The organism is Sphingomonas sp. 179-A 2A2 NHS (genome assembly GCF_045371305.1).
Taxonomy (GTDB): Bacteria; Pseudomonadota; Alphaproteobacteria; order Sphingomonadales; family Sphingomonadaceae; genus Sphingomonas.
Genome location: NZ_JBIQDE010000003.1, coordinates 485,941 through 505,751, shown reverse-complemented (window position 1 = coordinate 505,751; position 19,811 = coordinate 485,941). Strand labels below are relative to the sequence as shown.

Annotated in this window: 24 protein-coding genes; 18 read left to right on the top strand and 6 right to left on the bottom strand. The window is 69.1% G+C overall.

The genetic code is table 11. The annotated features are described in order from the left end of the window. The first annotated feature begins 5 nt into the window (after positions 1 to 5). The 5 genes from ACH0AE_RS08780 (at position 6) to ACH0AE_RS08760 (ending at position 5,805) form a co-directional block, all read left to right on the top strand. Positions 6 to 1,433 carry an efflux transporter outer membrane subunit gene (locus tag ACH0AE_RS08780; RefSeq protein ID WP_406875656.1) on the top strand — a complete coding sequence of 476 codons (1,428 nt, stop codon included), beginning with the start codon at positions 6 to 8 and terminating at the stop codon, positions 1,431 to 1,433. A gap of 86 nt (positions 1,434 to 1,519) precedes the next feature. After that, on the top strand, positions 1,520 to 1,951 hold the full coding sequence (locus tag ACH0AE_RS08775) for a MarR family winged helix-turn-helix transcriptional regulator (RefSeq protein WP_294442486.1): 432 nt from the start codon (positions 1,520 to 1,522) through the stop codon (positions 1,949 to 1,951). A 61-nt stretch (positions 1,952 to 2,012) separates the two neighbouring features. Further along, a complete protein-coding gene (locus ACH0AE_RS08770; protein ID WP_294442485.1) occupies positions 2,013 to 2,513 on the top strand; it encodes a 2Fe-2S iron-sulfur cluster-binding protein in 501 nt (166 codons plus the stop codon). After that, positions 2,510 to 3,496 (top strand): xanthine dehydrogenase family protein subunit M, encoded by a 987-nt coding sequence (locus ACH0AE_RS08765; RefSeq protein ID WP_294442484.1) that lies wholly within the window; start codon positions 2,510 to 2,512, stop codon positions 3,494 to 3,496. The genes ACH0AE_RS08770 and ACH0AE_RS08765 overlap by 4 nt, the downstream gene beginning before the upstream one ends. After that, positions 3,493 to 5,805 carry a xanthine dehydrogenase family protein molybdopterin-binding subunit gene (locus ACH0AE_RS08760; RefSeq protein ID WP_294442483.1) on the top strand — a complete coding sequence of 771 codons (2,313 nt, stop codon included), beginning with the start codon at positions 3,493 to 3,495 and terminating at the stop codon, positions 5,803 to 5,805. Before ACH0AE_RS08765 ends, ACH0AE_RS08760 begins: the two co-directional genes overlap by 4 nt. A gap of 15 nt (positions 5,806 to 5,820) precedes the next feature. Here ACH0AE_RS08760 and ACH0AE_RS08755 read toward each other — a convergent pair whose 3' ends face one another. Continuing rightward, positions 5,821 to 6,204 (bottom strand): helix-turn-helix domain-containing protein, encoded by a 384-nt coding sequence (locus ACH0AE_RS08755; RefSeq protein WP_294442482.1) that lies wholly within the window; start codon positions 6,202 to 6,204, stop codon positions 5,821 to 5,823. Between the two features lie 102 nt (positions 6,205 to 6,306). On the opposite strand from ACH0AE_RS08755, the gene ACH0AE_RS08750 reads away from it, so the two are divergent. The 7 genes from ACH0AE_RS08750 to ACH0AE_RS08720 all read left to right on the top strand — a co-directional run bounded on the left by ACH0AE_RS08750 (position 6,307) and on the right by ACH0AE_RS08720 (position 10,286). Further along, the gene (locus tag ACH0AE_RS08750) at positions 6,307 to 7,041 is read left to right on the top strand and encodes an SDR family NAD(P)-dependent oxidoreductase (RefSeq protein WP_294442481.1); all 735 of its coding nucleotides are present in this window, start codon (positions 6,307 to 6,309) and stop codon (positions 7,039 to 7,041) included. 44 nt (positions 7,042 to 7,085) lie between these two features. Further along, the gene (locus tag ACH0AE_RS08745) at positions 7,086 to 7,487 is read left to right on the top strand and encodes a GFA family protein (protein ID WP_294442480.1); all 402 of its coding nucleotides are present in this window, start codon (positions 7,086 to 7,088) and stop codon (positions 7,485 to 7,487) included. 53 nt (positions 7,488 to 7,540) lie between these two features. Continuing rightward, the gene (locus tag ACH0AE_RS08740; RefSeq protein WP_294442479.1) at positions 7,541 to 7,921 is read left to right on the top strand and encodes a hypothetical protein; all 381 of its coding nucleotides are present in this window, start codon (positions 7,541 to 7,543) and stop codon (positions 7,919 to 7,921) included. Between the two features lie 5 nt (positions 7,922 to 7,926). Then, the gene (locus ACH0AE_RS08735) at positions 7,927 to 8,418 is read left to right on the top strand and encodes a hypothetical protein (RefSeq protein WP_294442478.1); all 492 of its coding nucleotides are present in this window, start codon (positions 7,927 to 7,929) and stop codon (positions 8,416 to 8,418) included. Further along, a complete protein-coding gene (locus ACH0AE_RS08730; protein WP_294442477.1) occupies positions 8,415 to 9,152 on the top strand; it encodes a DUF72 domain-containing protein in 738 nt (245 codons plus the stop codon). Before ACH0AE_RS08735 ends, ACH0AE_RS08730 begins: the two co-directional genes overlap by 4 nt. A 127-nt stretch (positions 9,153 to 9,279) precedes the next feature. Beyond that, positions 9,280 to 9,621 carry a DUF6481 family protein gene (locus ACH0AE_RS08725; protein WP_294442476.1) on the top strand — a complete coding sequence of 114 codons (342 nt, stop codon included), beginning with the start codon at positions 9,280 to 9,282 and terminating at the stop codon, positions 9,619 to 9,621. Continuing rightward, the gene (locus ACH0AE_RS08720; RefSeq protein ID WP_294442475.1) at positions 9,618 to 10,286 is read left to right on the top strand and encodes a spermidine synthase; all 669 of its coding nucleotides are present in this window, start codon (positions 9,618 to 9,620) and stop codon (positions 10,284 to 10,286) included. The genes ACH0AE_RS08725 and ACH0AE_RS08720 overlap by 4 nt, the downstream gene beginning before the upstream one ends. Positions 10,287 to 10,329: 43 nt before the next feature. Here the strand turns inward: ACH0AE_RS08720 and grpE are convergent, their stop codons facing one another. Both grpE and hrcA read right to left on the bottom strand, forming a co-directional pair. Then, entirely contained in the window at positions 10,330 to 10,887 is a 558-nt protein-coding gene (gene grpE, locus ACH0AE_RS08715) for a nucleotide exchange factor GrpE (protein WP_294442474.1), read from the bottom strand. Positions 10,888 to 10,910: 23 nt separating this feature from the next. After that, positions 10,911 to 11,954 (bottom strand): heat-inducible transcriptional repressor HrcA, encoded by a 1,044-nt coding sequence (hrcA, locus tag ACH0AE_RS08710; RefSeq protein ID WP_294442473.1) that lies wholly within the window; start codon positions 11,952 to 11,954, stop codon positions 10,911 to 10,913. 162 nt (positions 11,955 to 12,116) lie between these two features. On the opposite strand from hrcA, the gene rph reads away from it, so the two are divergent. Beyond that, positions 12,117 to 12,833, top strand: coding sequence for a ribonuclease PH (rph, locus tag ACH0AE_RS08705; protein WP_294442472.1), 717 nt, complete (start codon positions 12,117 to 12,119; stop codon positions 12,831 to 12,833). Continuing rightward, positions 12,830 to 13,456 carry an RdgB/HAM1 family non-canonical purine NTP pyrophosphatase gene (gene rdgB, locus ACH0AE_RS08700; RefSeq protein WP_294442471.1) on the top strand — a complete coding sequence of 209 codons (627 nt, stop codon included), beginning with the start codon at positions 12,830 to 12,832 and terminating at the stop codon, positions 13,454 to 13,456. The genes rph and rdgB overlap by 4 nt, the downstream gene beginning before the upstream one ends. A gap of 454 nt (positions 13,457 to 13,910) precedes the next feature. Here the strand turns inward: rdgB and ACH0AE_RS08695 are convergent, their stop codons facing one another. Continuing rightward, complete coding sequence (locus tag ACH0AE_RS08695; RefSeq protein WP_365927622.1) at positions 13,911 to 14,480, bottom strand: CAP domain-containing protein; 570 nt, start codon at positions 14,478 to 14,480, stop codon at positions 13,911 to 13,913. Positions 14,481 to 14,501: 21 nt separating this feature from the next. On the opposite strand from ACH0AE_RS08695, the gene hemW reads away from it, so the two are divergent. After that, entirely contained in the window at positions 14,502 to 15,656 is a 1,155-nt protein-coding gene (hemW, locus tag ACH0AE_RS08690) for a radical SAM family heme chaperone HemW (protein ID WP_294442507.1), read from the top strand. Between the two features lie 25 nt (positions 15,657 to 15,681). On the opposite strand, the gene ACH0AE_RS08685 is transcribed toward hemW, so the two are convergent. After that, positions 15,682 to 15,849 (bottom strand): hypothetical protein, encoded by a 168-nt coding sequence (locus ACH0AE_RS08685; RefSeq protein ID WP_294442468.1) that lies wholly within the window; start codon positions 15,847 to 15,849, stop codon positions 15,682 to 15,684. A 54-nt stretch (positions 15,850 to 15,903) separates the two neighbouring features. Further along, a complete protein-coding gene (locus ACH0AE_RS08680) occupies positions 15,904 to 16,770 on the bottom strand; it encodes a LysR family transcriptional regulator (protein ID WP_294442467.1) in 867 nt (288 codons plus the stop codon). A gap of 125 nt (positions 16,771 to 16,895) precedes the next feature. Here ACH0AE_RS08680 and ACH0AE_RS08675 point away from each other — a divergent pair, with 125 nt between their 5' ends. From ACH0AE_RS08675 to purU, 3 genes are read left to right on the top strand one after another with little or no spacing between them, the layout of a single operon-like run. Beyond that, entirely contained in the window at positions 16,896 to 18,437 is a 1,542-nt protein-coding gene (locus ACH0AE_RS08675) for a CoA-acylating methylmalonate-semialdehyde dehydrogenase (protein WP_294442466.1), read from the top strand. Between the two features lie 8 nt (positions 18,438 to 18,445). After that, positions 18,446 to 18,931: a hypothetical protein gene (locus ACH0AE_RS08670; protein WP_294442465.1), complete on the top strand. Its 486-nt coding sequence runs from the start codon at positions 18,446 to 18,448 to the stop codon at positions 18,929 to 18,931. Positions 18,932 to 18,938: 7 nt separating this feature from the next. Beyond that, positions 18,939 to 19,805 (top strand): formyltetrahydrofolate deformylase, encoded by an 867-nt coding sequence (purU, locus tag ACH0AE_RS08665; protein ID WP_294442506.1) that lies wholly within the window; start codon positions 18,939 to 18,941, stop codon positions 19,803 to 19,805. Positions 19,806 to 19,811 lie beyond the last annotated feature (6 nt).

The window sequence follows — 19,811 nt, the reverse complement described above, 5'->3', positions numbered from 1 at the left end:
AAACGATGCTCATGCACTTCACCAAGTTGATGGTGGCCGCGTCCGCGCTGACGCTGGCGGCCTGCGGGACGGGGCCGGATTATGCCCGGCCCGCCACGCCGGCCACGGCGGCCGCGCCATTCGTATCGACCAGCCCGGCGGTCTCGACCGCCGCGCCGGCCGAGGATTGGTGGCGGCTGCACCAGGATCCGGTGCTCGACGGGCTGATTACCGACGCGCTGGCGGCGAACACTGACGTTCGTGTCGCGGTCGCGCGGCTCGCCCGGGCACGCGCAGCGCTGCGCGAGGTCCGTAACGATCGCCTGCCGCAGGCCAATGTCGGCGCCGGCGCCACCTACAATCGCTTCTCCCAGGTGCAGCGCGCGCCCGGGATCGGCAGCGAAAGCTGGCTGATCGATGGCGGGCTCGACATCTCCTATGAGGTGGACCTGTTCGGCCGCGTCAGCCGCAACGTGGAGGCGGCGCGCGGCGACGTCGGCGCGGCCGAGGCGGATGCCGACGCGGTGCGCGTATCCGTCGTCGCGGAGACGACGCGCGCCTATGCCGATGCGGCATCGGCGGCCGAGCGGCTGGCCGTGGCGGAGCGAATCGTCGCCTTGCTCGACCAGTCTCTGCGCGTCACCGAGCGGCGCGTCGAGGTGGGCATGACGACGCCGCTCGACGCGACGCGCATTGCCGCGCTGCGCGACCAGCGGCGCGCCGACGTGCCGACGATCGCGGCCGAGCGGCAGGCGGCGCTGTTCCGGCTGGCAACGCTGACCGGGCGCACGCCGCAGGAGCTGCCGCCGATCGCGGCGCAGCGCGACCGGATGCTTCGGCTCGACCAGCCAATCCCGGTCGGCGACGGGGCGGGGCTGCTCGCCCGCCGGCCCGATGTGCGCGCGGCCGAGCGACGGCTCGCCGCGGCCACCGCGCGCATCGGTGTGGCGACCGCCGATCTCTATCCGCGCATCACGCTGGGCGGATCGATTGGGCAGACCAGCACGGGGCTTGGCAATCTGTTCGGCGGCGGGCCGCTCAACTGGCTGATCGGGCCGCTGCTGAACTGGAACCTCAATCAGGGCCGCGCCCGCGCCCGCATCGCCGGGGCGGAAGCGGATACGCAGGCCGCGCTCGCCACGTTCGACGGAACGGTGCTGACCGCTCTGGAAGAAACGGAGACGGCGCTCTCCAATTACAAGCAGGCGATCGAGCGGCGCGCGGCGCTGGGCCAAGCGCGCGAGGCGGCGGAGCGGGCGGCGCGGATCACCCGCGCGCAGCGGCGCGAGGGGCAGATCGACAGCCTGTCGCAGCTCGATACCGAACGCACCTTTGCCGATGCGGAAGCCGCGCTCGCACTGGCGGATGCGCAGATCGCGCGCGCGCAGATCGACGTCTTCCGCGCGCTTGGTGGCGGATGGCAACAGACGGGGGTCGCAGCGCCCGGCGGCTGAGCCGAATGCAGCGGATCGGCGCGGCATGATGCGATCTGCTGCGATGCGACTCGCAAAATCGCATCTGGTGCGTTTAAGCGGTCGCCATGACGATGCCGACCGACGAGGAACTAGCCGCGCTTGGCGCTGCGTTCGACCTGTTCGCGCGCCGCTACAAGCTGGCGGAAGCGCTCGGGCCGGAAAAGCCGCTGAATGAACTCGACAAGCAGATCCTGTCCTATATCGCGAAGAACGACGGCTGCGGGCCGACCGACATCGCGCGGTACCTGGGGGTGGCGAACACCACCGTTTCCTCCGCCACCGACCGGCTGGTGAAGCGCGAGCTTCTGCGCCGGCAGCGGCCGGAGGCGGACCGGCGCGCGGTGGCGCTTCACCTGACCCCCGCCGGGGAGGGCAGGGTCGCCGCGCTTCAGGCGATGTATGGCGAGCTTCATCGCCGCATGCTCGCGCCGCTCGACGCGGAGGAGCGGCGGCAGATGATCGCGATGATGGCCAAGGTCGCAAACGACGACGCTTGAATAGTACGAAGTTCGTGATACCTTTCTGACGGCGCGCCATTCGCGTCGCCAGGAGAGGTTCATGGCAATCACGATCAACGGCACCCCGGTCGATCCGCCGGCGGATGCGCGTGTCTCCCTGCTCGATCTCATGCGCGAGCGGTTGCACCTCACCGGCACCAAGGTGGGCTGCAACCAGGGCGCATGCGGCGCCTGCACGGTGCTGATCGACGGCCAGCGGGTGCTCTCATGCCTGACACTGGCGGTGCAGGCGGATGGCCGCGCCGTCACGACGATCGAGGGGCTCGGCGCGGACGGGCTCCACCCGCTGCAGCAGGCGTTCCTCGAGCATGACGGCTTCCAGTGCGGCTATTGCACGCCGGGCCAGATCTGCGCGGCAAGCGCGATGCTGGAGGAAGTTGCCGCCGGCATGCCGAGCTATGTGACGCGCGACCTCGCCGCGCCGGCGCGGCTGACGCGCGAGGAAGTGCGCGAGCGGATGAGCGGCAACCTGTGCCGTTGCGGCGCGCATAACGGCATCATCGACGCGATCATGGCGGTGGCCGAGGAGCAGGCGGCATGACCCCGGTGCAGTATCGGCGCGCCGAAAGCGCAAGCGATGCGATCCGGCTGGCGGGCACCGCCGGGCATCGGCTGCTGGGCGGTGGGACCAACCTGGTCGATTTGATGCGCAAGGGCGTCGAGCGGCCGGATACGCTGGTCGACGTGACTGGCCTCCCCGGCGCGATCGAGGAAGCGGCCGACGGCAGCATCGTGATCGGCGCCGGCGCGCGCAACAGCGCGATCGCCGCCCACCCGCTGATCCGCAGCCGCTATCCGATGCTCTCGCGCGCGATCCTGGCCGGCGCGTCGGCGCAGATCCGCAACATGGCGACCGCGGGCGGCAACCTGTTGCAGCGGACGCGCTGCGTCTATTTTGCCGATGCGGCGGGATCGCGCTGCAACAAGCGCGCGCCCGGCAGCGGGTGCGACGCGATCGGCGGCTTCACCCGCTATCATGCGATCCTCGGGGCCTCGCCCGCGTGCATCGCGACGCACCCGTCGGACATGGCGGTGGCGCTCGCCGCGCTCGACGCGCGGGCGCATGTCGCCGGCGCGGACGGTGCGCGCGCGCTGCCGCTGACCGACTTCCACCGCCCGCCGGGTGACCGGCCCGATATCGAGACCGAACTGGCGTCGAACGAAGTGATCGTCGCGATCGAGCTGCCGCCATCGCGCCTCGCGACGCGATCCGACTATCGCAAGGTGCGCGATCGGGCCTCCTACGCCTTTGCGCTGGTCTCGGTCGCCGCGGGGCTGGTGATCGAGGACGGGCGGATAGCGGAGGCGCGGATCGCGCTGGGCGGCGTCGCGCACCGGCCGTGGCGGGCGTGGCGCGCGGAGGCCGCGCTGCAGGGCGAGGCGCCAACCGAAGCGGCGTTCATTGCGGCGGCCGAAGCGGAACTCGCCGCGGCCGAGCCGCAGCCGGGCAATATGTTCAAGGTGACGCTAGCGAAGCGCACGCTCGCCGCGGTTCTTTCCGGGCTTTGCGAGGATCAGGCATGAGCAGGGTACAGAATGTCCTCGTAGGCACGGTGCGCAGCGCACTCGGCTGGGTGCCCGCACAATGGCTGCCCGGTGGCACACCCGATCCGCTGATCGGTCGTCGCGGCGAAGTAGGCCGCCAGGCCGCGCGGCTGGACGGTGACGTGAAGGTGCGGGGGCAGGCGCGCTTCTCCGCCGAAGTGCCGTTGGACAACCTCTGCTACGCCGCGCTCGTCCACGGCACGATCACGCGCGGGCGTATCACGCGGCTCGACACGGCAAAGGCTGAAAGCGCGGGGGGCGTGCTGCTGGTCCTCACCCACCATAATATGCCGCGCATGTCCGGCCCCTCGCTGATCGCGATCACCGATCCGACCGCGGTGGGCAACAGCAGCCTGCCGATCCTTCAGGACGATCACGTGCATTACAACGGCCAGGTCGTCGCCGCCGTCGTCGCGGAGACGCAGGAGCAGGCCGATCATGCCGCATCGCTGATCGCGATCGACTATGCTGCCGAGCCCGCCGAGACCCGCTTCGAGGAAGCGAAGTCCGGCGCGCGCATCATCCCGTCGCTACTGATGGAGCGCAATCACCTGTCGCTCGGCAAGGCGGAGCGGGAACTCACCCAATCGCCGCACAAGGTCGACAATCTCTATCGCACGCAATGGCAGAACCATAATGCGATCGAGCTCCACGCGCTGACCGTCGCGTGGGAGGGCGAGACGCTGACCGTGCACGACACGACGCAGATGATCGCCGCGGAAGCCGCGACGCTCGCCAAGCTGTTCGGGCTGAAGCGCGAGGATGTGCGCGTGCTCTCGCCCTTCGTCGGCGGCGGCTTCGGCGGCAAGGGCTTCTGGGATCATCAGGTGGTTGCCGTGGCCGCGGCGCGCATGGTCGGCCGCCCGCTGCGGCTGCAGCTCAGCCGCGAGGGCGTCTATCGCATCGTCGGCGGGCGAAGCGCGACCGAGCAGCGCGTGGCGATCGGTGCCGACCAAGAGGGCCGGTTCACCGCGCTGATCCACAACGGCTATTCGGTGATGCCGCCCTATGGCGCCTGCCCGGAAGCCTATACGCTCGGCACGCGATCGGCCTATCGCGCCAAGAGCTTCGAGATCCTGCAGCGGCACCTCGACATGGCGGTGGTGCCCAACACCTTCATGCGCGCGCCGGGCGAGGCGATCGGCACCTTTGCGCTGGAAAGCGCGGTCGACGAACTGGCGCATGATCTGGGGATCGACCCGATCGAGCTTCGCCTGCGCAACCTGCCGGACAAGCACCCGATCACCGGCGCACCTTTCTCGCAACATGCCCCCGCCAAGTCCTGGGCTGACGGCGCGGCGCGCTTCGGGTGGGAACGGCGCTCCGCCACGCCGGGCGCCCGGCGCGACGGGGAATGGCGCATCGGCATGGGCTGCGGCAGCGGCAGCTTCCCTTATGTCCGCATGCCCGGCGCCGCGGTGCGCCTGACGATCCGGCGCGACGGCACCGCGACGCTCGCCTGCTCGGCGCAGGAAATGGGCATGGGCACCTCGACGGTGCTCGCGCAGCAGGTCGCCGATCGGTTGGGCATCCCCCTCGACGCCGTCGTGGTCGAAACCGGCGATTCCGACCTGCCCCCAGCGCCAATGGCGGGCGGCTCGGGCCAGAGCGTCTCGATCGCCGGCGCTTTGCTGGCCGCGTCGGAGAAGCTACCCGCCGAACTGCTGCGCCTCGCCGGCAACGACAGCCCGCTCGCGGGGCTTCGGCCCGGCGAGATCCGGCTTGGGCAGGAGGGGATGGCGAGCGCTGCCGACCCCAGCCGGCACGAAACCTTCCGCTCGATCCTCGCCCGCGCCAATCGCGACGAGGTGAGCGTCACTGCGTCGGGCACCCCGCCGCTGGAGATGATGAAGTTCGCCATGCACAGCACCGCGGCGATGTTCTGTGAGTTGCGCGTCAGCGACGTGACGGGGGAGATCAGGGTCGATCGCCTGCTCGGCTCGTTCGACTGCGGCACGATCCTCAACCCGCGCACCGCGGCCAGCCAGTTTCGCGGCGGCATGATCATGGGGCTTGGCCTGGCGCTGACCGAGGAGACGTGGCTCGATGAGCGCAGCGGCCGGATCATGAACCCGACGCTCGCCGATTATCACGTGCCCGCACACCTCGACGTGCCCGATATCGAGGTGATGTGGACCGGCATCCCCGATCCGCGATCGCCGCTGGGTGCGCGCGGGATCGGGGAGATCGGCATCACCGGCGTCGCCGCGGCGGTCGCCAATGCGGTGTTCAACGCGACGGGCAAGCGGGTGCGCGACCTGCCCATCACGCTCGACAAATTGCTGTGACGTGGGGGCGGGGCGTCAGGCAGACTGGCGCCGCTGCCACCCGTCCCGCTCCGCCATCACGCGGGTGACTTCGGCCATGTTCTGCGTGCCCCAGGCGCACAGCGGCTCCAGCGCCTGCGCCAGGCTGCGGCCAAGCGGCGTCAGCGCATAATCCACGCGGGGCGGCACTTCCTTGTAATCGGTGCGCAGGAGGACGCCGTCCGCCTCCAGCTCCTTCAGCTGCTGGATCAGCACCTTGTCGCTGACGCCCTTCACGGCGCGTTTCAGCTCGCCGTAGCGGTTGGGGCCCTGCAGCAGAAAATAGAGGATCAGCGGCTTCCACTTGCCCGCGATCACCCGAAGGGTCGCGTCCAGGCCGCAACTGAAGGTGCAGGCCTGATAGTCGGTTGGCTCGGTCATTACTTCACCCGTCTTCATTTCTTGGTTACTTACCAAAAGGTGCATACTTGTCGATAGGTAGGTGCGGCGCCAGCTTCCCGCCACCTGTTGAAGGAGGCATAAATGACCAGATTGAATGGCAAGACCGCAGTGATCACCGGCGGCGGCACGGGCATCGGCTTCGCGAGCGCGCAGCGCTTCATCGAGGAGGGCGCGTTCGTCTTCATCTTCGGACGGCGCAAGGACCTGCTGGATGCGGCGGCCGAGAAGCTCGGGCCCAATGCGCGCGCCGTCGCGGGGTCGGTTGCCGATCCGGATGATCTCGACCGGCTGTTCACCGCCGTGCGCGAGGAGCGGGGCAGCCTCGACATCCTCTTTGCCAATGCCGGCACCGGCGATCTGGTGCCGCTGGGCGAGATCACGGCCGAGCAATATGATCGCACGTTCGACATCAACGTGAAGGGCACGCTGTTCACCGTGCAGAAGGGGCTGCCGCTGATGGGGCCGGGCGGCTCGATCATCCTGACCGGATCGACCGTCGGCGAGAAGGGCGGCGCTAGCTTCAGCATCTACAGCGCGAGCAAGGCCGCGGTGCGCAATTTCGCCCGCAGCTGGGCGCAGGATCTGGCCGGCACCGGCATCCGCGTGAACGTGCTGTCGCCGGGGCCGACGCGTACCGAACTCGCCCTCGAAGTGGTTGGCGCGGAAGGCATGGAAGGGCTGGGCAAGACCACGCCGCTCGGCCGTCTGGGCGATCCGAGCGAGACCGCGGCGGCGGCAGCTTTCCTCGCGTCGGGCGACAGCAGCTACATGACAGGGAGCGAGATCTTCGTCGACGGCGGCCAGGCGCAGGTCTGATCGCGCCGCTACCCAGCGCGGTGCAGGAGGCGTAAAGTCGAGTGATGACTCGGCGGACCGCCTCCTGCAGCTGCGGACAGCTTCGCGTCACGTGCGAGGGCGAGCCGGGGCGGATCTCGATCTGCCACTGCCTCGATTGCCAGCGGCGTACCGGCAGCATCTTCGGCATGCAGGCACGCTTTGCGGCGAAGCAGGTGGAGGTCGCCGGCGTCTCCACCAGCTGGACGCGGCAGGGCGACAGCGGGAGCAGCTCCACCTTCCATTCCTGTCCGCGGTGCAGCGCCACGGTGTACTGGCAGCCGGACGGCGCGCCGGAGCTCGTCTATGTGGCGGTAGGGGCGTTCGCCGATCCCACGTTCCCGCCGCCCCGCGTTTCCGTCTACGAGGAACGCCGCCATGGCTGGGCGGGGCGGATGGACGATCTGCCGATCGTGCACGAGGCGTAAGCCCAGATAGCGCCGCGGATGGAAAGATCCGCCGGGCGACGGGTTGAAGGGCCATGGGCAGACGCTGGGTGACGGGCTGGAAACTCGACGAACAGGATCGCGCCGCGCTGCTGGCGCGCTTCGTGCCGCGTTTCCGCGACGTGGTGGCCGATCACGTGACGCTGCGCACCGGCACCGACGAAGGGACGCCGCTGCCGCGCGAGACGCAGGGCGAGGTGGTTGGCGAGATCGACGACGGCGCCGGCGTGGAGGCACTGGTGGTGCGGATCGGCGGCACCACGGATCGCAGCGACGGCAGCACCTATCACATCACCTGGTCGCTCGATCGCGCCGGTGGGCGACGGCCGGTCGAGAGTAATGACGTGATCCGCCGGCTGGGCTGGCGTGCGCTGGCGGTGCCGATCCCGATCCGCCTGCGGCCGGCCAGGTTCTGACGGAGATGCAGCTCTACCTCGATTGTGATGGCGTGCTGGCCGATTTCGATCGCGCCGCGACCGCGCTGCTCGGGATGCCACCGCGCCAGTTCGAGAAGCGACACGGCCCGCCTGCCTTCTGGAAACGGCTGGCCGCGCATCCCGACTTCTACGGCTCGCTGCCGCTGATGCCCGACGCGATGATGCTCTTCGATGCGGTGCGTCACCTCGATCCGATCATCCTCACCGGGCTGCCGCGCGGCAATTGGGCGGCCCCGCAGAAGGTGCGCTGGGCCGCCGAGCACTTCCCCAGCACGCGCATCATCACCTGCCTCGCCGCGGACAAGCGCCGCCACGCCCGCGACGGTGACATACTGGTCGATGACACGCTGAAGTACCGCGATCTGTGGACCGGCGCCGGCGGGATCTTCGTCCATCATCGCGATGCGGCGAGCAGTATCGCCGAGCTCGAGGCGCTGATCCCGGAAGCGATGCGCGGGGCTGACCAGCTATCGTGACTCCGCCGCTGGCCAGGATCGGGACCGCGGGATGGTCGATCCCGCGCGATTGCGCCGATCAGCTGCCAGGCGAAGGCTCGCACCTCCACCGCTATGCGGCGCATCTCTCCGCGGCGGAGATCAACAGCAGCTTCCATCGCCCGCACCGCCGATCGACCTATGAACGGTGGGCGGCGAGCGTGCCGCCGGGCTTTCGCTTCGCGGTGAAGATGCCCCGGACGATCACGCACGATCGCCGGCTGGTCGATTGCCAAGACCTGCTGGCGCGCTTTGCCGACGAGGTGGCGGGACTGGGCGACAGACGCGGGCCGACGCTCGTTCAACTGCCGCCGAGCCTGGCTGCACCGGATGAAGGAGACGTGCGCGCCTTCTTCGCGGAGGTCACGGCGCTGCTCGGCCCGTCGATCGTGCTGGAGCCGCGCCATGCGAGCTGGTTCGGGCCTGACATGGATCGCCTGCTCGCCGCGGCAGGCGTGGCGCGCGTGGCCGCGGATCCCGCACGTCTGCCGGAGGCGGCCGAGCCGGGCGGCTGGGCCGGCCTCGCCTATTATCGGCTGCATGGATCGCCGGTGATCTACCGCTCCTCCTATGACGACGCCGCGATTGCCGCCCATGCGCGCCGGGTGGCGGTGTGCCGCGCGGCCGGCGCCGAGTGCTGGACGATCTACGACAACACCGCGTCCGGCGCGGCCATGGCGAACGCGCTGGAACTGACGTCCGCGACGATACGCTGAGACATTGCGAACCGGTGCAGGCGGCGCCTTTTCGGCGCGCACGGGTTCGTTGCAGCGCAACGGCGCGCTTTGTGCTACACGTCGGCTCAGGGTGGTCACTCCGGCCACCGTCATCAAATGGATTCTCATGGCAGGCTACAAGACACCGACGTTCAATGATCGCGCCGAGGCGGCGCGTGCGGCCAAGCAGGCCGCGATCGAGAAGTTGCGCAACAAGCCGGAGCCCGATCCGGCCATGATCGCCGCGCGTCAGGCGGCGCAGGCAGCACGGGAGGCCGCTGCAGCAGAACGCCGCGCGGCGCGCCAGCGCGAGATCGAGGAAGCCAAGGCGGCCCGTGCCGCGGCGAAGGCGGCGGAAGAGGCCGCGAAGGCCGAGGCGGCCAAGCCCAAGAAACCGCTGCTCGATGCGGCGGCACTGAAGGCCGCGCGCGATGCGCGCTATGCGGCGCGCAAGGCCCGCAAGAAGTGATCCCACGCGAAGTGGTGGGCGTGGCCGAGGTGCCGGGCGGCCCGCCGCTCCGCCTCGTCCGCCACGGCCGCGACTTCATCATCATGCTCGATCGCAACGAACTGATGAGCAGCCGGATGAGCGGCTCGGAAGTGGCGCTCGGTACGATGACGCTCGAGCGGCTTCGCGCGCCCGCGCCGCATCTCCTGATCGGCGGCTATGGCATGGGGTTCACACTCCGCGCCGTGCTGGCGAAGCTTGGGCCCGACGCGCGCGTGACGGTGGCGGAGCTGGTGCCGGGCGTGATCGAATGGGCACGCGGGCCGATGCAGGAACTCGCCGCCGGCTGCCTCGACGATCCCCGTGTCGACTTGCGGATCGCGGATGTCGGCGCGGTGATCGCCGAAGGGCGGGGCGCCTACGACGCGATCCTGCTCGATGTGGACAATGGCCCCGATGGCCTAACGCGGGAGGCGAATGACGGCCTCTATTCGGCGCGCGGTCTGGACCGGGCCTGTGCGGCGCTTCGCCCCGGCGGGGTGCTCGCGGTCTGGTCGGCAGGGGCGGATGCGGCCTTCACGCGGCGGCTGAAGCTCGCCGGCTTCGCGGTGGACGAAGTGAAGGTGCGCGCGCGGGAAAACGGCAAGGGGCCCACGCATACCATCTGGTTCGCGCGGGCCGGCTGAAACCTCTCCCCAGCCCGGCAGGCGTGGGGAGAGCACATCTCGATCAGTCAGGCTTCTTCGCCACGCCCACCAATGCTGGGCGCAGCAGGCGATCGCGGATCATCCAGCCGGACTGCATTTCCTGCACGATCGTGCCCGGCTCCGCATCGGACGGGACTTCCAGCATCGCCTGGTGACGATTGGGGTCGAGCGGCTGGCCCATCGCCTCGATGCGGGTCAGGCCGTTGCGCTGGAATACGTTGACCAGTTCGCGCCCGGTCGCCTCCAGCCCGGTGACGAGGCCCTTCAGCTTCTCGTCCTCGCGCAGCTCGGCGGGGATGGCGGCGAGCGCGCGCTCCAGATTGTCGTTCACGCTCAGCACGTCACGCGCGAACGAAGTGGCGGCATAAGCGCGCGCATCCGCGGCGTCCTTTTCGGCGCGGCGGCGCACGTTCTGGATCTCGGCCTGCGCATACAAGGTCTGCTGCTTCGCCTCGGCAAGCTGGTTTTCCAGCTCGGCCACGCGATCATGCTCGGCAACCTCGGGCGCGGTAGCGGCGGTTTCCTCGCGCAGATCCTCGCCGTTGTCGGTTCCGGGGGTGTTCGCTTCGGTATCAGTCATCGTTTCCCTGTCTTACTGGCGGCTCAACCCATCAGCCGGGCGAGCGTTGCGGCCGTGAAATCCACCATGGGCACGACGCGCGCGTAGTTCAACCGCGTGGGGCCGATCACGCCCACCACGCCGACCACCCGGCCATCGCTGCCATGAAAGGGCTTGGCGATCACCGACGAGCCGGAGAGGGCGAAAAGCTTGTTCTCCGCGCCAATGAAGATGCGTGTGGCGTCTCCCGCGCGGGCCGAATCGAGCAGCGCGGCGATCTCCTGCTTGCCGTCCAGGTCGTCGAGCAACTCGCGGATGCGATCGAGATCGGCCGTGGCGGCGTCGTCGAGCAACCGCCCCTGGCCACGCACGATCAGCACCGGGCGCCGGTCGCCATCCTCGCTCCATACGGCAAGGCCGCGCTCGATCAGCGCGCGCGCCGCCGCGTCGACCGCGGCGCGATCCTGCGCCAGCTCACGCTCGATCCGCGCGCGCGCCGCCGTCAGCGTCAGGCCGGAAAGCGTCGCGGACATGAAATTGCCCGCCTCGATCAGCGCCGAAGCGCCGACGCCGGGCGGCAGGTCGATCACGCGATTCTCCACCGCGCCGTCCTCGCTGACCAGCACCGCCAGCGCCTGGGCATGCGATAGCGGCACGAAGCCGATCGAGCGCAGCACCTGCTCGCGCTTTGGCACCATGACGAGGCCGGCGCATGCGGAAAGCCCGGATAGCGCCGCGGTGGTCGCCGCCAGCGCTTCCTCGACCGGGCCGCCGCGGCCAGCGCGCGATTCGATCGTCGCGCGTTCCTCGGCCGACGGCTCCAGCGCCTGCATCATGCCGTCGACGAAAAGCCGCAGGCCAAGCTCGGTCGGCATGCGGCCAGCGGAGGTATGCGGGGAGGCGAGGAGGCCGACGTCCTCCAGCTGCGCCAGCACGCTGCGGATCGAGGCGGGCGAGAGGTTCAGGCCGGCCTGCGCCAGCGTCTTCGATCCCACGGGTTGGCCGTTGGCGAGATAGCCGTCGACCACGCGGCGGAAGATGTCGCGCGCCCGGTCGGAAAGCTCGGTGATGGGGGGCGAGGCAGTCACGCACAAAATCTAGGGTGTTGATACTGGCGCGGCAATCTTTGAGCGGCTACGCGCCGCGCAAATCACCGCCGTTCGCCTGCGATCTGTCGCCCGGCCGCATCCCGATCATCGGGGCGGCTGGATCAGGGCGCAACCCGAACGGCCTTGCGGAGTTGCCCAATCATGCGTCCCAGCGGCCGTGCGCCAGATCAGATGCGCACCATCACCATCGAGCCCCATTTCACCCGCCATGCGGAAGGATCGGTGCTGATCGGCTTCGGCGACACCCGCGTGCTCGTCACCGCCAGCGTCGAGGAACGCGTGCCGCCGTTCCTGCGCGGCAAGGGCCAGGGCTGGGTGACGGCGGAATACGGCATGCTGCCCCGCGCGACGCACACCCGCGGCAGCCGCGAGGCGGCAAAGGGCAAGCAGTCGGGCCGCACCCAGGAGATCCAGCGCCTGATCGGCCGCAGCCTGCGCGCCGTGACGGACATGACCGCGCTTGGCGAGCGGCAGATCACGCTCGATTGCGACGTGATCCAGGCCGATGGCGGCACGCGCACGGCTGCGATCTCGGGCGCGTGGGTCGCGCTTCGCCTGGCAGTGAACAGCCTCATCGCCGACGGCAAGATCGAGAAGGATCCGATCAGCCAGAAGGTCGCCGCGGTCAGCTGCGGCATCTACCAGGGCCAGCCGGTGCTCGACCTCGACTATATCGAGGATTCGAACGCCGACGCGGACGGCAATTTCGTGCTGCTGGAAAACGGCAACATCGCCGAAGCGCAGGCGACCGCCGAGAACGCGACCTATGACGAGGAATCGCTGCTTCGCCTGCTGCGCCTGGCGCGGATCGGCTGCGCGGAAATCTTCGCGGCGCAAGCCAAGGCCGTCGGTCAGTGAGCGGCGAGGGCGACACCCCCCAGGCGCTGCGCAGGCTCCTGCCCGGCAAGCTGGTGATCGCCAGCCACAATCCGGGCAAGGTGCGCGAAATCGCCGAGCTGCTTGCCGGCCACGGGCTGGATGTCGTCTCCGCCAAGGACCTCGGTTTGCCGGAGCCGGAAGAGACCGGCACCACCTTCGTTGCCAATGCCGAACTGAAGGCGCGCGCGGCGGCGGACCTCTCCGGTTTCCCTGCGCTCGCCGACGACAGCGGCCTGTGCGTCGATGCGCTGGATGGCGATCCCGGCATCTTCTCCGCGCGCTGGGCCGGCGAGGGCAAGGATTTCGGCGAGGCGATGCGCCGCGTCCACGCGAAGGTCGCCGCGATCGAGGGCGCGTCGCGCGACGCGCATTTCGTCTGCGCGCTGGCGCTCGCCTGGCCGGACGGCCATGTCGAATGGTTCGAGGGCCGGGTCGACGGCACGCTCGTCTGGCCGCCGCGCGGCGACAAGGGCTTCGGCTATGATCCGATGTTCCTGCCCAACGGCCGCGACGAGACGTTCGGCGAGATGGATCAGGCCGTAAAGCACACCATCAGCCACCGCGCCGACGCTTTCCGCCAGCTGGTCGCGGCTATCTTCTGATCGCAGCGCATGGCCGGCTAAAAACCCCTGAGGGTGAGCGCGCGACGTCTAGAGATGGGAGGGGAGGGGAATGGCGGCGTTCGGTCCCGAATTGCGAAAAGCAGACGTTGGGCCGCCGGCAGCCATGTGTGCTACGGCTACATTCTAGCTAGTGAGCGAGGCCCGCGATGCCAGTAAAAGATCTTGTCGGCCCGCCTCCTCCTACTGCGGAAGAGAAAGCGCTCCTAATAGAGTTGCACAACCGTCTGGGTATGCCGTTACCAAGACGGCATGGATATCGTGACGAAGGCGGCCTTGAACCTGAGCCAGCGCCTTCTGGTCCGAAGCCTGCTCCAATGACAGGTGGAGCAGCAGCCGACTTGGAATGAGCTCTTTCCGTTATGGTCGTCAGCCCCTCTGACGACGATAACCGGGCGTCAGTTGAACGTCCGCTCCACGCCGACGGAGAACTCCCTCAATACGCCCGCTCGCCCACCACATTCCCCGCCGGGCTGTAGCGGCACACCAGATAGTCTTCGCCAGCATTGGAGGCGGTGGCGCAGCCGAGGCGTTGGGTGTCGCGCCACATGATCTGGGTGTAATGCGCGACGTCCTGCCAGCGGCCGGTGCGGCTGAAGGTGGGCGTCACATTGTTCACGAAATCGCGCTTCTCGGCCAGCCAGTGCCCGATCATCTCGCGGTAGCGGTACGCGTCGCGCGTGCCCGTCCACAGGTTCTCGCCTTCGCGCGTCGGGCCATGCGGCTGGGCGGCGTGGGCGAAGCGGCGGGTGCGGGCCATCTCCTGCGCATAGGCGCGGGCGGAGGCGACCAGCCGCTCATCCCACACCAGCGGCGGCAGACTGGCTTCGGCGCGGGCCTTGTTGTGCCCGGCCAGCATGGTGGTGCGCAGCAGCTCCGCCCCGCGCGGTGCCGGCGCCTCCGACGTGCGGCGTTCCACCACCCGCTGGGGCGCATCGCCCGTCCCGGGGGTGCAAGCGGCGATCAGGAGGGCAAGCGCGGCGGCGAGGTGGCGTCGGAGCGTCATTGCGACCATATCGGCGCCACCATGGTCTCCGACAATCCTCTGGCGCTGTACATCCACTGGCCGTTCTGCGTCTCCAAATGCCCTTATTGTGACTTCAACAGCCACGTGCGCGACGGGGTGGACCAGCAACGCTGGCGCGATTCGCTGCTGGCCGATCTGGCGCATGAGGCGCGGATGCTGCCGGGCAAGCGGCTCGGCTCGATCTTCTTCGGCGGTGGCACCCCCTCGCTGATGCCGCCCGCAACCGTCGCGGCGCTGCTCGAGGCGGCGGAACAGCATTGGGGGTTCGAGCCGGGGATCGAGATCACGCTGGAAGCGAACCCCTCGTCGGTGGAGGCCGCCAATTTCGCCGATCTTGCGGCGGCCGGCGTCAATCGCGTGTCGCTCGGCCTCCAGGCACTGGAGGATGAAGCGCTCGCCTTTCTCGGCCGCGCGCATGACGTGCGCGAGGGGCTGGCCGCGCTGGACGTGGCGCAGGCGGTATTCCCGCGCGTCAGCTTCGACATCATCTATGCACGCCCGGGCCAGACGCTGCCAGCCTGGGAGGCGGAGCTTGCCCGCGCGATCGGCTTCGGCACCGAGCATCTCTCGCTTTACCAGCTGACGATCGAGCCCGGCACGCGCTTCCATACCGAGGCCGCAGCCGGGCGCCTCACCATCCCCGATGGAGACGCGGCCGCCGACCTGTTCGAGGCGACCCGCGCGATGACCGCGGCGGCCGGCATCCCGGCCTATGAGATCAGCAACCATGCACGGCCCGGCGCGGAGAGCCGGCACAACCTCGCCTACTGGCGCTATTGGGAATATGCCGGCGTCGGCCCCGGCGCCCACGGGCGGCGCGGCGGCCTTGCGACGGTGCGGCGCAAGAAGCCGGAGAACTGGCTCGCCGCGGTCGATCGCAACGGCCACGGGCTGGAGCTGGAAGAGCCGCTGGCGCCAGCAACCCAGGCGTCTGAGGCATTGCTGATGGGGCTGCGACTGCGCGAGGGCGTCGATCTTGCTCGCGTTGCCAAGCTCGCCGGCGCGCGGATCGACGAGGTGATCGACGAGGGCGCCGTCGCGCGGCTTGCCGGCTTCATCCAGCGTGACGGCGACCGGCTGTGCGTCACGGAACAGGGCATGCTGCTGCTCGACGCGATCCTGCCGCAAGTGGTGCGCGATCGCGTGCCGGCCTAGCGCGCCCTGCCTGTAGCCATCCGCGCTATAGCCCCCACCAGGCGACCACCATCAGCGCCAGCGCGAGGGCGACGAAGATCAGGTGTCCGCGGCCGGGATCACGCTCGGGCGCATCGACGAACTGCGGCGGACCATCGGGATCGGGCACCCCGGGCGGCAGGTCTTCCAGCGGCGGCTCTCGCCTGTCGGTCATCGGTCACCTTCCTCGGCGCGTCATCATGGTCGTGCGCCCATCCATGGGCAACGGTCACACATTGGAGGCCGTTGCGTCGCGCAGCCAGCGGGTCACCGCCTGCACCCGCGGCGCGGCATGGCCGTCGGCATGGGTGACGAGCCAGAAGGCACGCGTCAGCACCATTTCGGGCAGCACCGGCACCAGTGCCGGGTCCTTCGTCGCGACGAAATCGGGAAGGATGCCGATCCCCGCGCCGGAGCGGACCATCGCATGCTGCACGTTGATGCTGGTCGATCGCAGCCGAGCGACCAGCCCGTCATGCACCTCGGACAGATAATCGAGCTCCGGCGCGTGGATATGCTCCGGCACGTAGCCGATCAGCACGTGCTGCTTCAGGGCCTCCGCGGTTGCCGGCGTGCCGTGCTGCGCCAGATGCGCAGGCGCGGCATAGAGCCGCAGGCGATAATCGGTGAGGCGGGTGGCGATCAGCTGCCGGTTGCGCGGACGGGCTAGCATCACCGCAATGTCAGCCTCGCGCTTCGACGGATCGAGGAAGCCCGAGGCGGTGATGAGGTCCAGCCGGATCAGCGGGTGGGCGGCCTGGAAGTCGCTTAGCCGCGGCGCCAGCACGTGCGTTGCCAGCCCCTCCGCCACGCTGAGCCGCACATGCCCGGCGACCCCGCCGCCGCGCTCGCCTTCCGAGGCGGAAAGGATGGCCGCATGGATCGTCTCGGCGTGATCGAGCAATTTCTGCCCCGCATCGCTCAGCCGCCGCTCGCCAGCGACGGATTCGAACAGGGGCTGGCCGATCGCCGCTTCCAGCCGCTGCAGCCGCCGGCCGACGGTGGTGGTGTCGATGCCGAGTGCGCGCGCGGCCGCCGCCACCCGGCCGGCATGGGCGACGGCCAGGAAGATGCGCAGGTCGTCCCAGTTCTGCATGATGCGGCGGTCCTCGCACGAATGCGCGGCGCGTGCAAAATTGCACCTCCACGCTGCGAATTCGCGCCCTTGTGTGCAGAAACACCATGAGCGTACAAGCCGCGCAACTAATCCGGAGAGTGAACATGCGCGTGATCGATCATCATATCGTCGGAACTGGCGGTGCCGGGGCGCGCACCGCGGACGTGTTCGATCCCAACACCGGGCGGGTCCAGGCACGCGTCACGCTCGGCACCCAGGCCGATCTCGATCGCGCAGTGGCAGCGGCGCAGGCGGCACAGCCGGCCTGGGCGGCGACCAATCCGCAGCGCCGCGCCCGCGTGATGTTCGCGTTCAAGGCGCTGGTCGAAGCGAACATGGATGAGCTCGCGCATCTCCTCTCGTCCGAACACGGCAAGGTCATCGCCGATTCCAAGGGTGATATTCAGCGCGGGCTCGAGGTCGTCGAATTCGCCTGCGGCATCCCGCACGTGCTGAAGGGCGAATATACCCAGGGCGCCGGCCCCGGCATTGACGTCTATTCGATGCGCCAGCCGGTTGGCATCGGTGCTGGCATCACCCCGTTCAACTTCCCCGCGATGATCCCCTTGTGGATGGGCGCGGTGGCGACGGCCTGCGGCAACGCCTTCATCCTGAAGCCGTCGGAGCGTGATCCGTCGGTGCCGGTGCGCCTCGCCGAGCTGATGCGCGAGGCGGGGATGCCCGAGGGGATCTTCCAGGTCGTCCATGGCGACAAGGAAATGGTCGACGCGATCCTGGATCACCCGGCGATCGCTGCGGTCAGCTTCGTCGGCAGCAGTGACATCGCGCATTACGTCTACAATCGCGGCGTCGCGGCCGGAAAGCGTGTCCAGGCGATGGGCGGTGCGAAGAACCACGGCATCGTCATGCCGGACGCCGATCTCGATCAGGTGGTGGCGGATCTGTCGGGCGCCGCTTTCGGTTCCGCTGGCGAGCGTTGCATGGCGCTTCCCGTCGTCGTGCCGGTCGGGGAGAAGACCGCGGTGGCGCTGCGCGAGAAGCTGCTGCCGGCGATCGAGGCGTTGCGCGTCGGCGTCTCCACCGATGCGGAGGCGCATTACGGCCCGGTCGTGAACGCCGCGCACAAGCAGCGCGTCGAGAACTGGATCCAGACCGGCGTCGACGAGGGCGCGGAACTGGTTGTCGATGGCCGCGGCTTCAAGCTACAGGGGCATGAGGAGGGCTTCTTCATCGGCCCATCGCTGTTCGACCATGTCACGCCCGACATGCAGAGCTACAAGGAAGAGATTTTCGGCCCGGTGCTGCAGATCGTCCGCGCGCCCGATTTCGAGACCGCGCTTCGCCTGCCGAGCGAGCATCAATACGGCAATGGCGTCGCGATCTTCACCCGCAACGGCCATGCCGCGCGTGAATTCGCCGCGCGCGTCAACGTCGGCATGGTGGGCATCAACGTGCCGATCCCGGTGCCGGTCGCCTATCACACCTTCGGCGGCTGGAAGCGCTCGGCGTTCGGCGACACCAACCAGCACGGCATGGAAGGCGTGAAGTTCTGGACGAAGGTGAAGACGATCACGCAGCGCTGGCCGGACGGCAGCGGCTTGTCGGGCGGCGATCTGCCGCGCGGCAGCGAGGATGGCGGGCCCAGCCGGAACCAGGACGCGTTCGTCATCCCGACGATGGGCTGATCGATCGCATGGTTCGAAAGCTGACGGTTGTCGCCGCGCTCGTCGGGGTGACGGCGTGCCGCGTGCCCGAGGAGTCGGAGGAGGTGGCGGTCATCGGCCGTGCCTTGCCCAGCAGCCCGAGCACCGCAGCAGTGATGGGCGGCGCAGGGGGGCAGCCCCTTGCGGCGCCGGCACCGGCGGCGATCGCAGAAGTGCGCCTGCCGCCAGCCTTCGTCGGGCGCTGGGGCCTCGTGCCAGCGGACTGCACCTCAAGAAAGGGCGACAACAAGGGCCTGATGACGGTCGCCCCCGATCGCCTGACCTTCTACGAATCGCGCGCCACAATCGCGCGGCTGGAGGGCGTGTCTCCGGCCGAGTTTCGCGCCACCCTGGCCTTCACCGGCGAGGGGCAGGAGTGGCGCGAGGAAACCGGCCTGGTGCTGGAGGAGGGCGGCCGCGTGCTCGTCCGCGTGGTCGATGGCGAAAGGCTTCGCTACACGCGCTGCAATGCCTGACACTTCCATGATCCCATCCGCCCTTCCCGAAACGGCCGCCGCCGAGCCGAGCTGGATTCTCACCTTCTCCTGCCACGACCGCCGCGGCATCGTCGCCGCGGTGACCGGGCGTCTGGCGGAGGCCGGCGGCTTCATCCTCGACAGCCAGCAATATGCCGATCTCGACACTGACCGCTTCTTCATGCGGCTGGTGTTCACCGGGCCCGACATGCGCGATCGCCTCAGCGACGTCGCCGATCAGTTCGGCTTCGACTGGACGTTGGTGCCCGCGGATCATCGCCCCAAGGTGGTGATCGCCTGTTCCACCACGTCGCATTGCCTGAACGATCTGCTCCACCGCTGGTCGATCGGCGCGCTGCCGATCGATCCGGTCGCCGTCGTCTCCAATCACGAGGTGCTGCGCGGCCTTGCCGAATGGCATAACGTGCCGTTCCATCATCTGCCGGTATCGGCCGCCAATCGCGCCGAGCAGGAAGCGGCGCTGCTGCGCGTGATGGAGGATAGCGGCGCGGACCTGCTGGTTCTCGCCCGCTACATGCAGGTTCTCTCGCCCGAGCTGGTCGCCGCGGTCGAGGGCCGCTGCGTCAACATCCATCACAGCTTCCTGCCGAGCTTCAAGGGCGCGAAACCCTATCACCAGGCGCATGCTCGCGGCGTGAAGCTGATCGGCGCCACCGCCCATTTCGTCACCACCGACCTCGATGAGGGGCCGATCATCGAACAGGCCGCCGAGCGCGTCGACCATCGCGCGACGGTGAACGAGCTGATCGCGATCGGCCGCGATATCGAGGCGCAGGTTCTTGCCCGCGCCGTGCGCTGGATCGCCGAGCGGCGCGTTCTGGCCAATGGTGCGCGCACCGTCGTCTTCCGTTAGGGCCCA

What these genes read in the sequence shown, in the direction of transcription:
- ACH0AE_RS08670 (WP_294442465.1), top strand. Translation starts at nt 18,446, where the DNA reads ATGGTTCGAAAGCTGACGGTTGTCGCCGCGCTCGTCGGGGTGACGGCG.
- ACH0AE_RS08685 (WP_294442468.1), bottom strand. Translation starts at nt 15,849, where the DNA reads ATGACCGACAGGCGAGAGCCGCCGCTGGAAGACCTGCCGCCCGGGGTG.
- ACH0AE_RS08740 (WP_294442479.1), top strand. Translation starts at nt 7,541, where the DNA reads ATGGGCAGACGCTGGGTGACGGGCTGGAAACTCGACGAACAGGATCGC.
- purU (WP_294442506.1), top strand. Translation starts at nt 18,939, where the DNA reads ATGATCCCATCCGCCCTTCCCGAAACGGCCGCCGCCGAGCCGAGCTGG.
- ACH0AE_RS08780 (WP_406875656.1), top strand. Translation starts at nt 6, where the DNA reads ATGCTCATGCACTTCACCAAGTTGATGGTGGCCGCGTCCGCGCTGACG.
- ACH0AE_RS08750 (WP_294442481.1), top strand. Translation starts at nt 6,307, where the DNA reads ATGACCAGATTGAATGGCAAGACCGCAGTGATCACCGGCGGCGGCACG.
- ACH0AE_RS08735 (WP_294442478.1), top strand. Translation starts at nt 7,927, where the DNA reads ATGCAGCTCTACCTCGATTGTGATGGCGTGCTGGCCGATTTCGATCGC.
- rph (WP_294442472.1), top strand. Translation starts at nt 12,117, where the DNA reads ATGCGTCCCAGCGGCCGTGCGCCAGATCAGATGCGCACCATCACCATC.
- ACH0AE_RS08770 (WP_294442485.1), top strand. Translation starts at nt 2,013, where the DNA reads ATGGCAATCACGATCAACGGCACCCCGGTCGATCCGCCGGCGGATGCG.
- ACH0AE_RS08680 (WP_294442467.1), bottom strand. Translation starts at nt 16,770, where the DNA reads ATGCAGAACTGGGACGACCTGCGCATCTTCCTGGCCGTCGCCCATGCC.
- grpE (WP_294442474.1), bottom strand. Translation starts at nt 10,887, where the DNA reads ATGACTGATACCGAAGCGAACACCCCCGGAACCGACAACGGCGAGGAT.
- ACH0AE_RS08775 (WP_294442486.1), top strand. Translation starts at nt 1,520, where the DNA reads ATGACGATGCCGACCGACGAGGAACTAGCCGCGCTTGGCGCTGCGTTC.
- ACH0AE_RS08695 (WP_365927622.1), bottom strand. Translation starts at nt 14,480, where the DNA reads ATGACGCTCCGACGCCACCTCGCCGCCGCGCTTGCCCTCCTGATCGCC.
- ACH0AE_RS08745 (WP_294442480.1), top strand. Translation starts at nt 7,086, where the DNA reads ATGACTCGGCGGACCGCCTCCTGCAGCTGCGGACAGCTTCGCGTCACG.
- ACH0AE_RS08765 (WP_294442484.1), top strand. Translation starts at nt 2,510, where the DNA reads ATGACCCCGGTGCAGTATCGGCGCGCCGAAAGCGCAAGCGATGCGATC.
- ACH0AE_RS08725 (WP_294442476.1), top strand. Translation starts at nt 9,280, where the DNA reads ATGGCAGGCTACAAGACACCGACGTTCAATGATCGCGCCGAGGCGGCG.
- ACH0AE_RS08755 (WP_294442482.1), bottom strand. Translation starts at nt 6,204, where the DNA reads ATGACCGAGCCAACCGACTATCAGGCCTGCACCTTCAGTTGCGGCCTG.
- ACH0AE_RS08675 (WP_294442466.1), top strand. Translation starts at nt 16,896, where the DNA reads ATGCGCGTGATCGATCATCATATCGTCGGAACTGGCGGTGCCGGGGCG.
- hemW (WP_294442507.1), top strand. Translation starts at nt 14,502, where the DNA reads ATGGTCTCCGACAATCCTCTGGCGCTGTACATCCACTGGCCGTTCTGC.
- ACH0AE_RS08760 (WP_294442483.1), top strand. Translation starts at nt 3,493, where the DNA reads ATGAGCAGGGTACAGAATGTCCTCGTAGGCACGGTGCGCAGCGCACTC.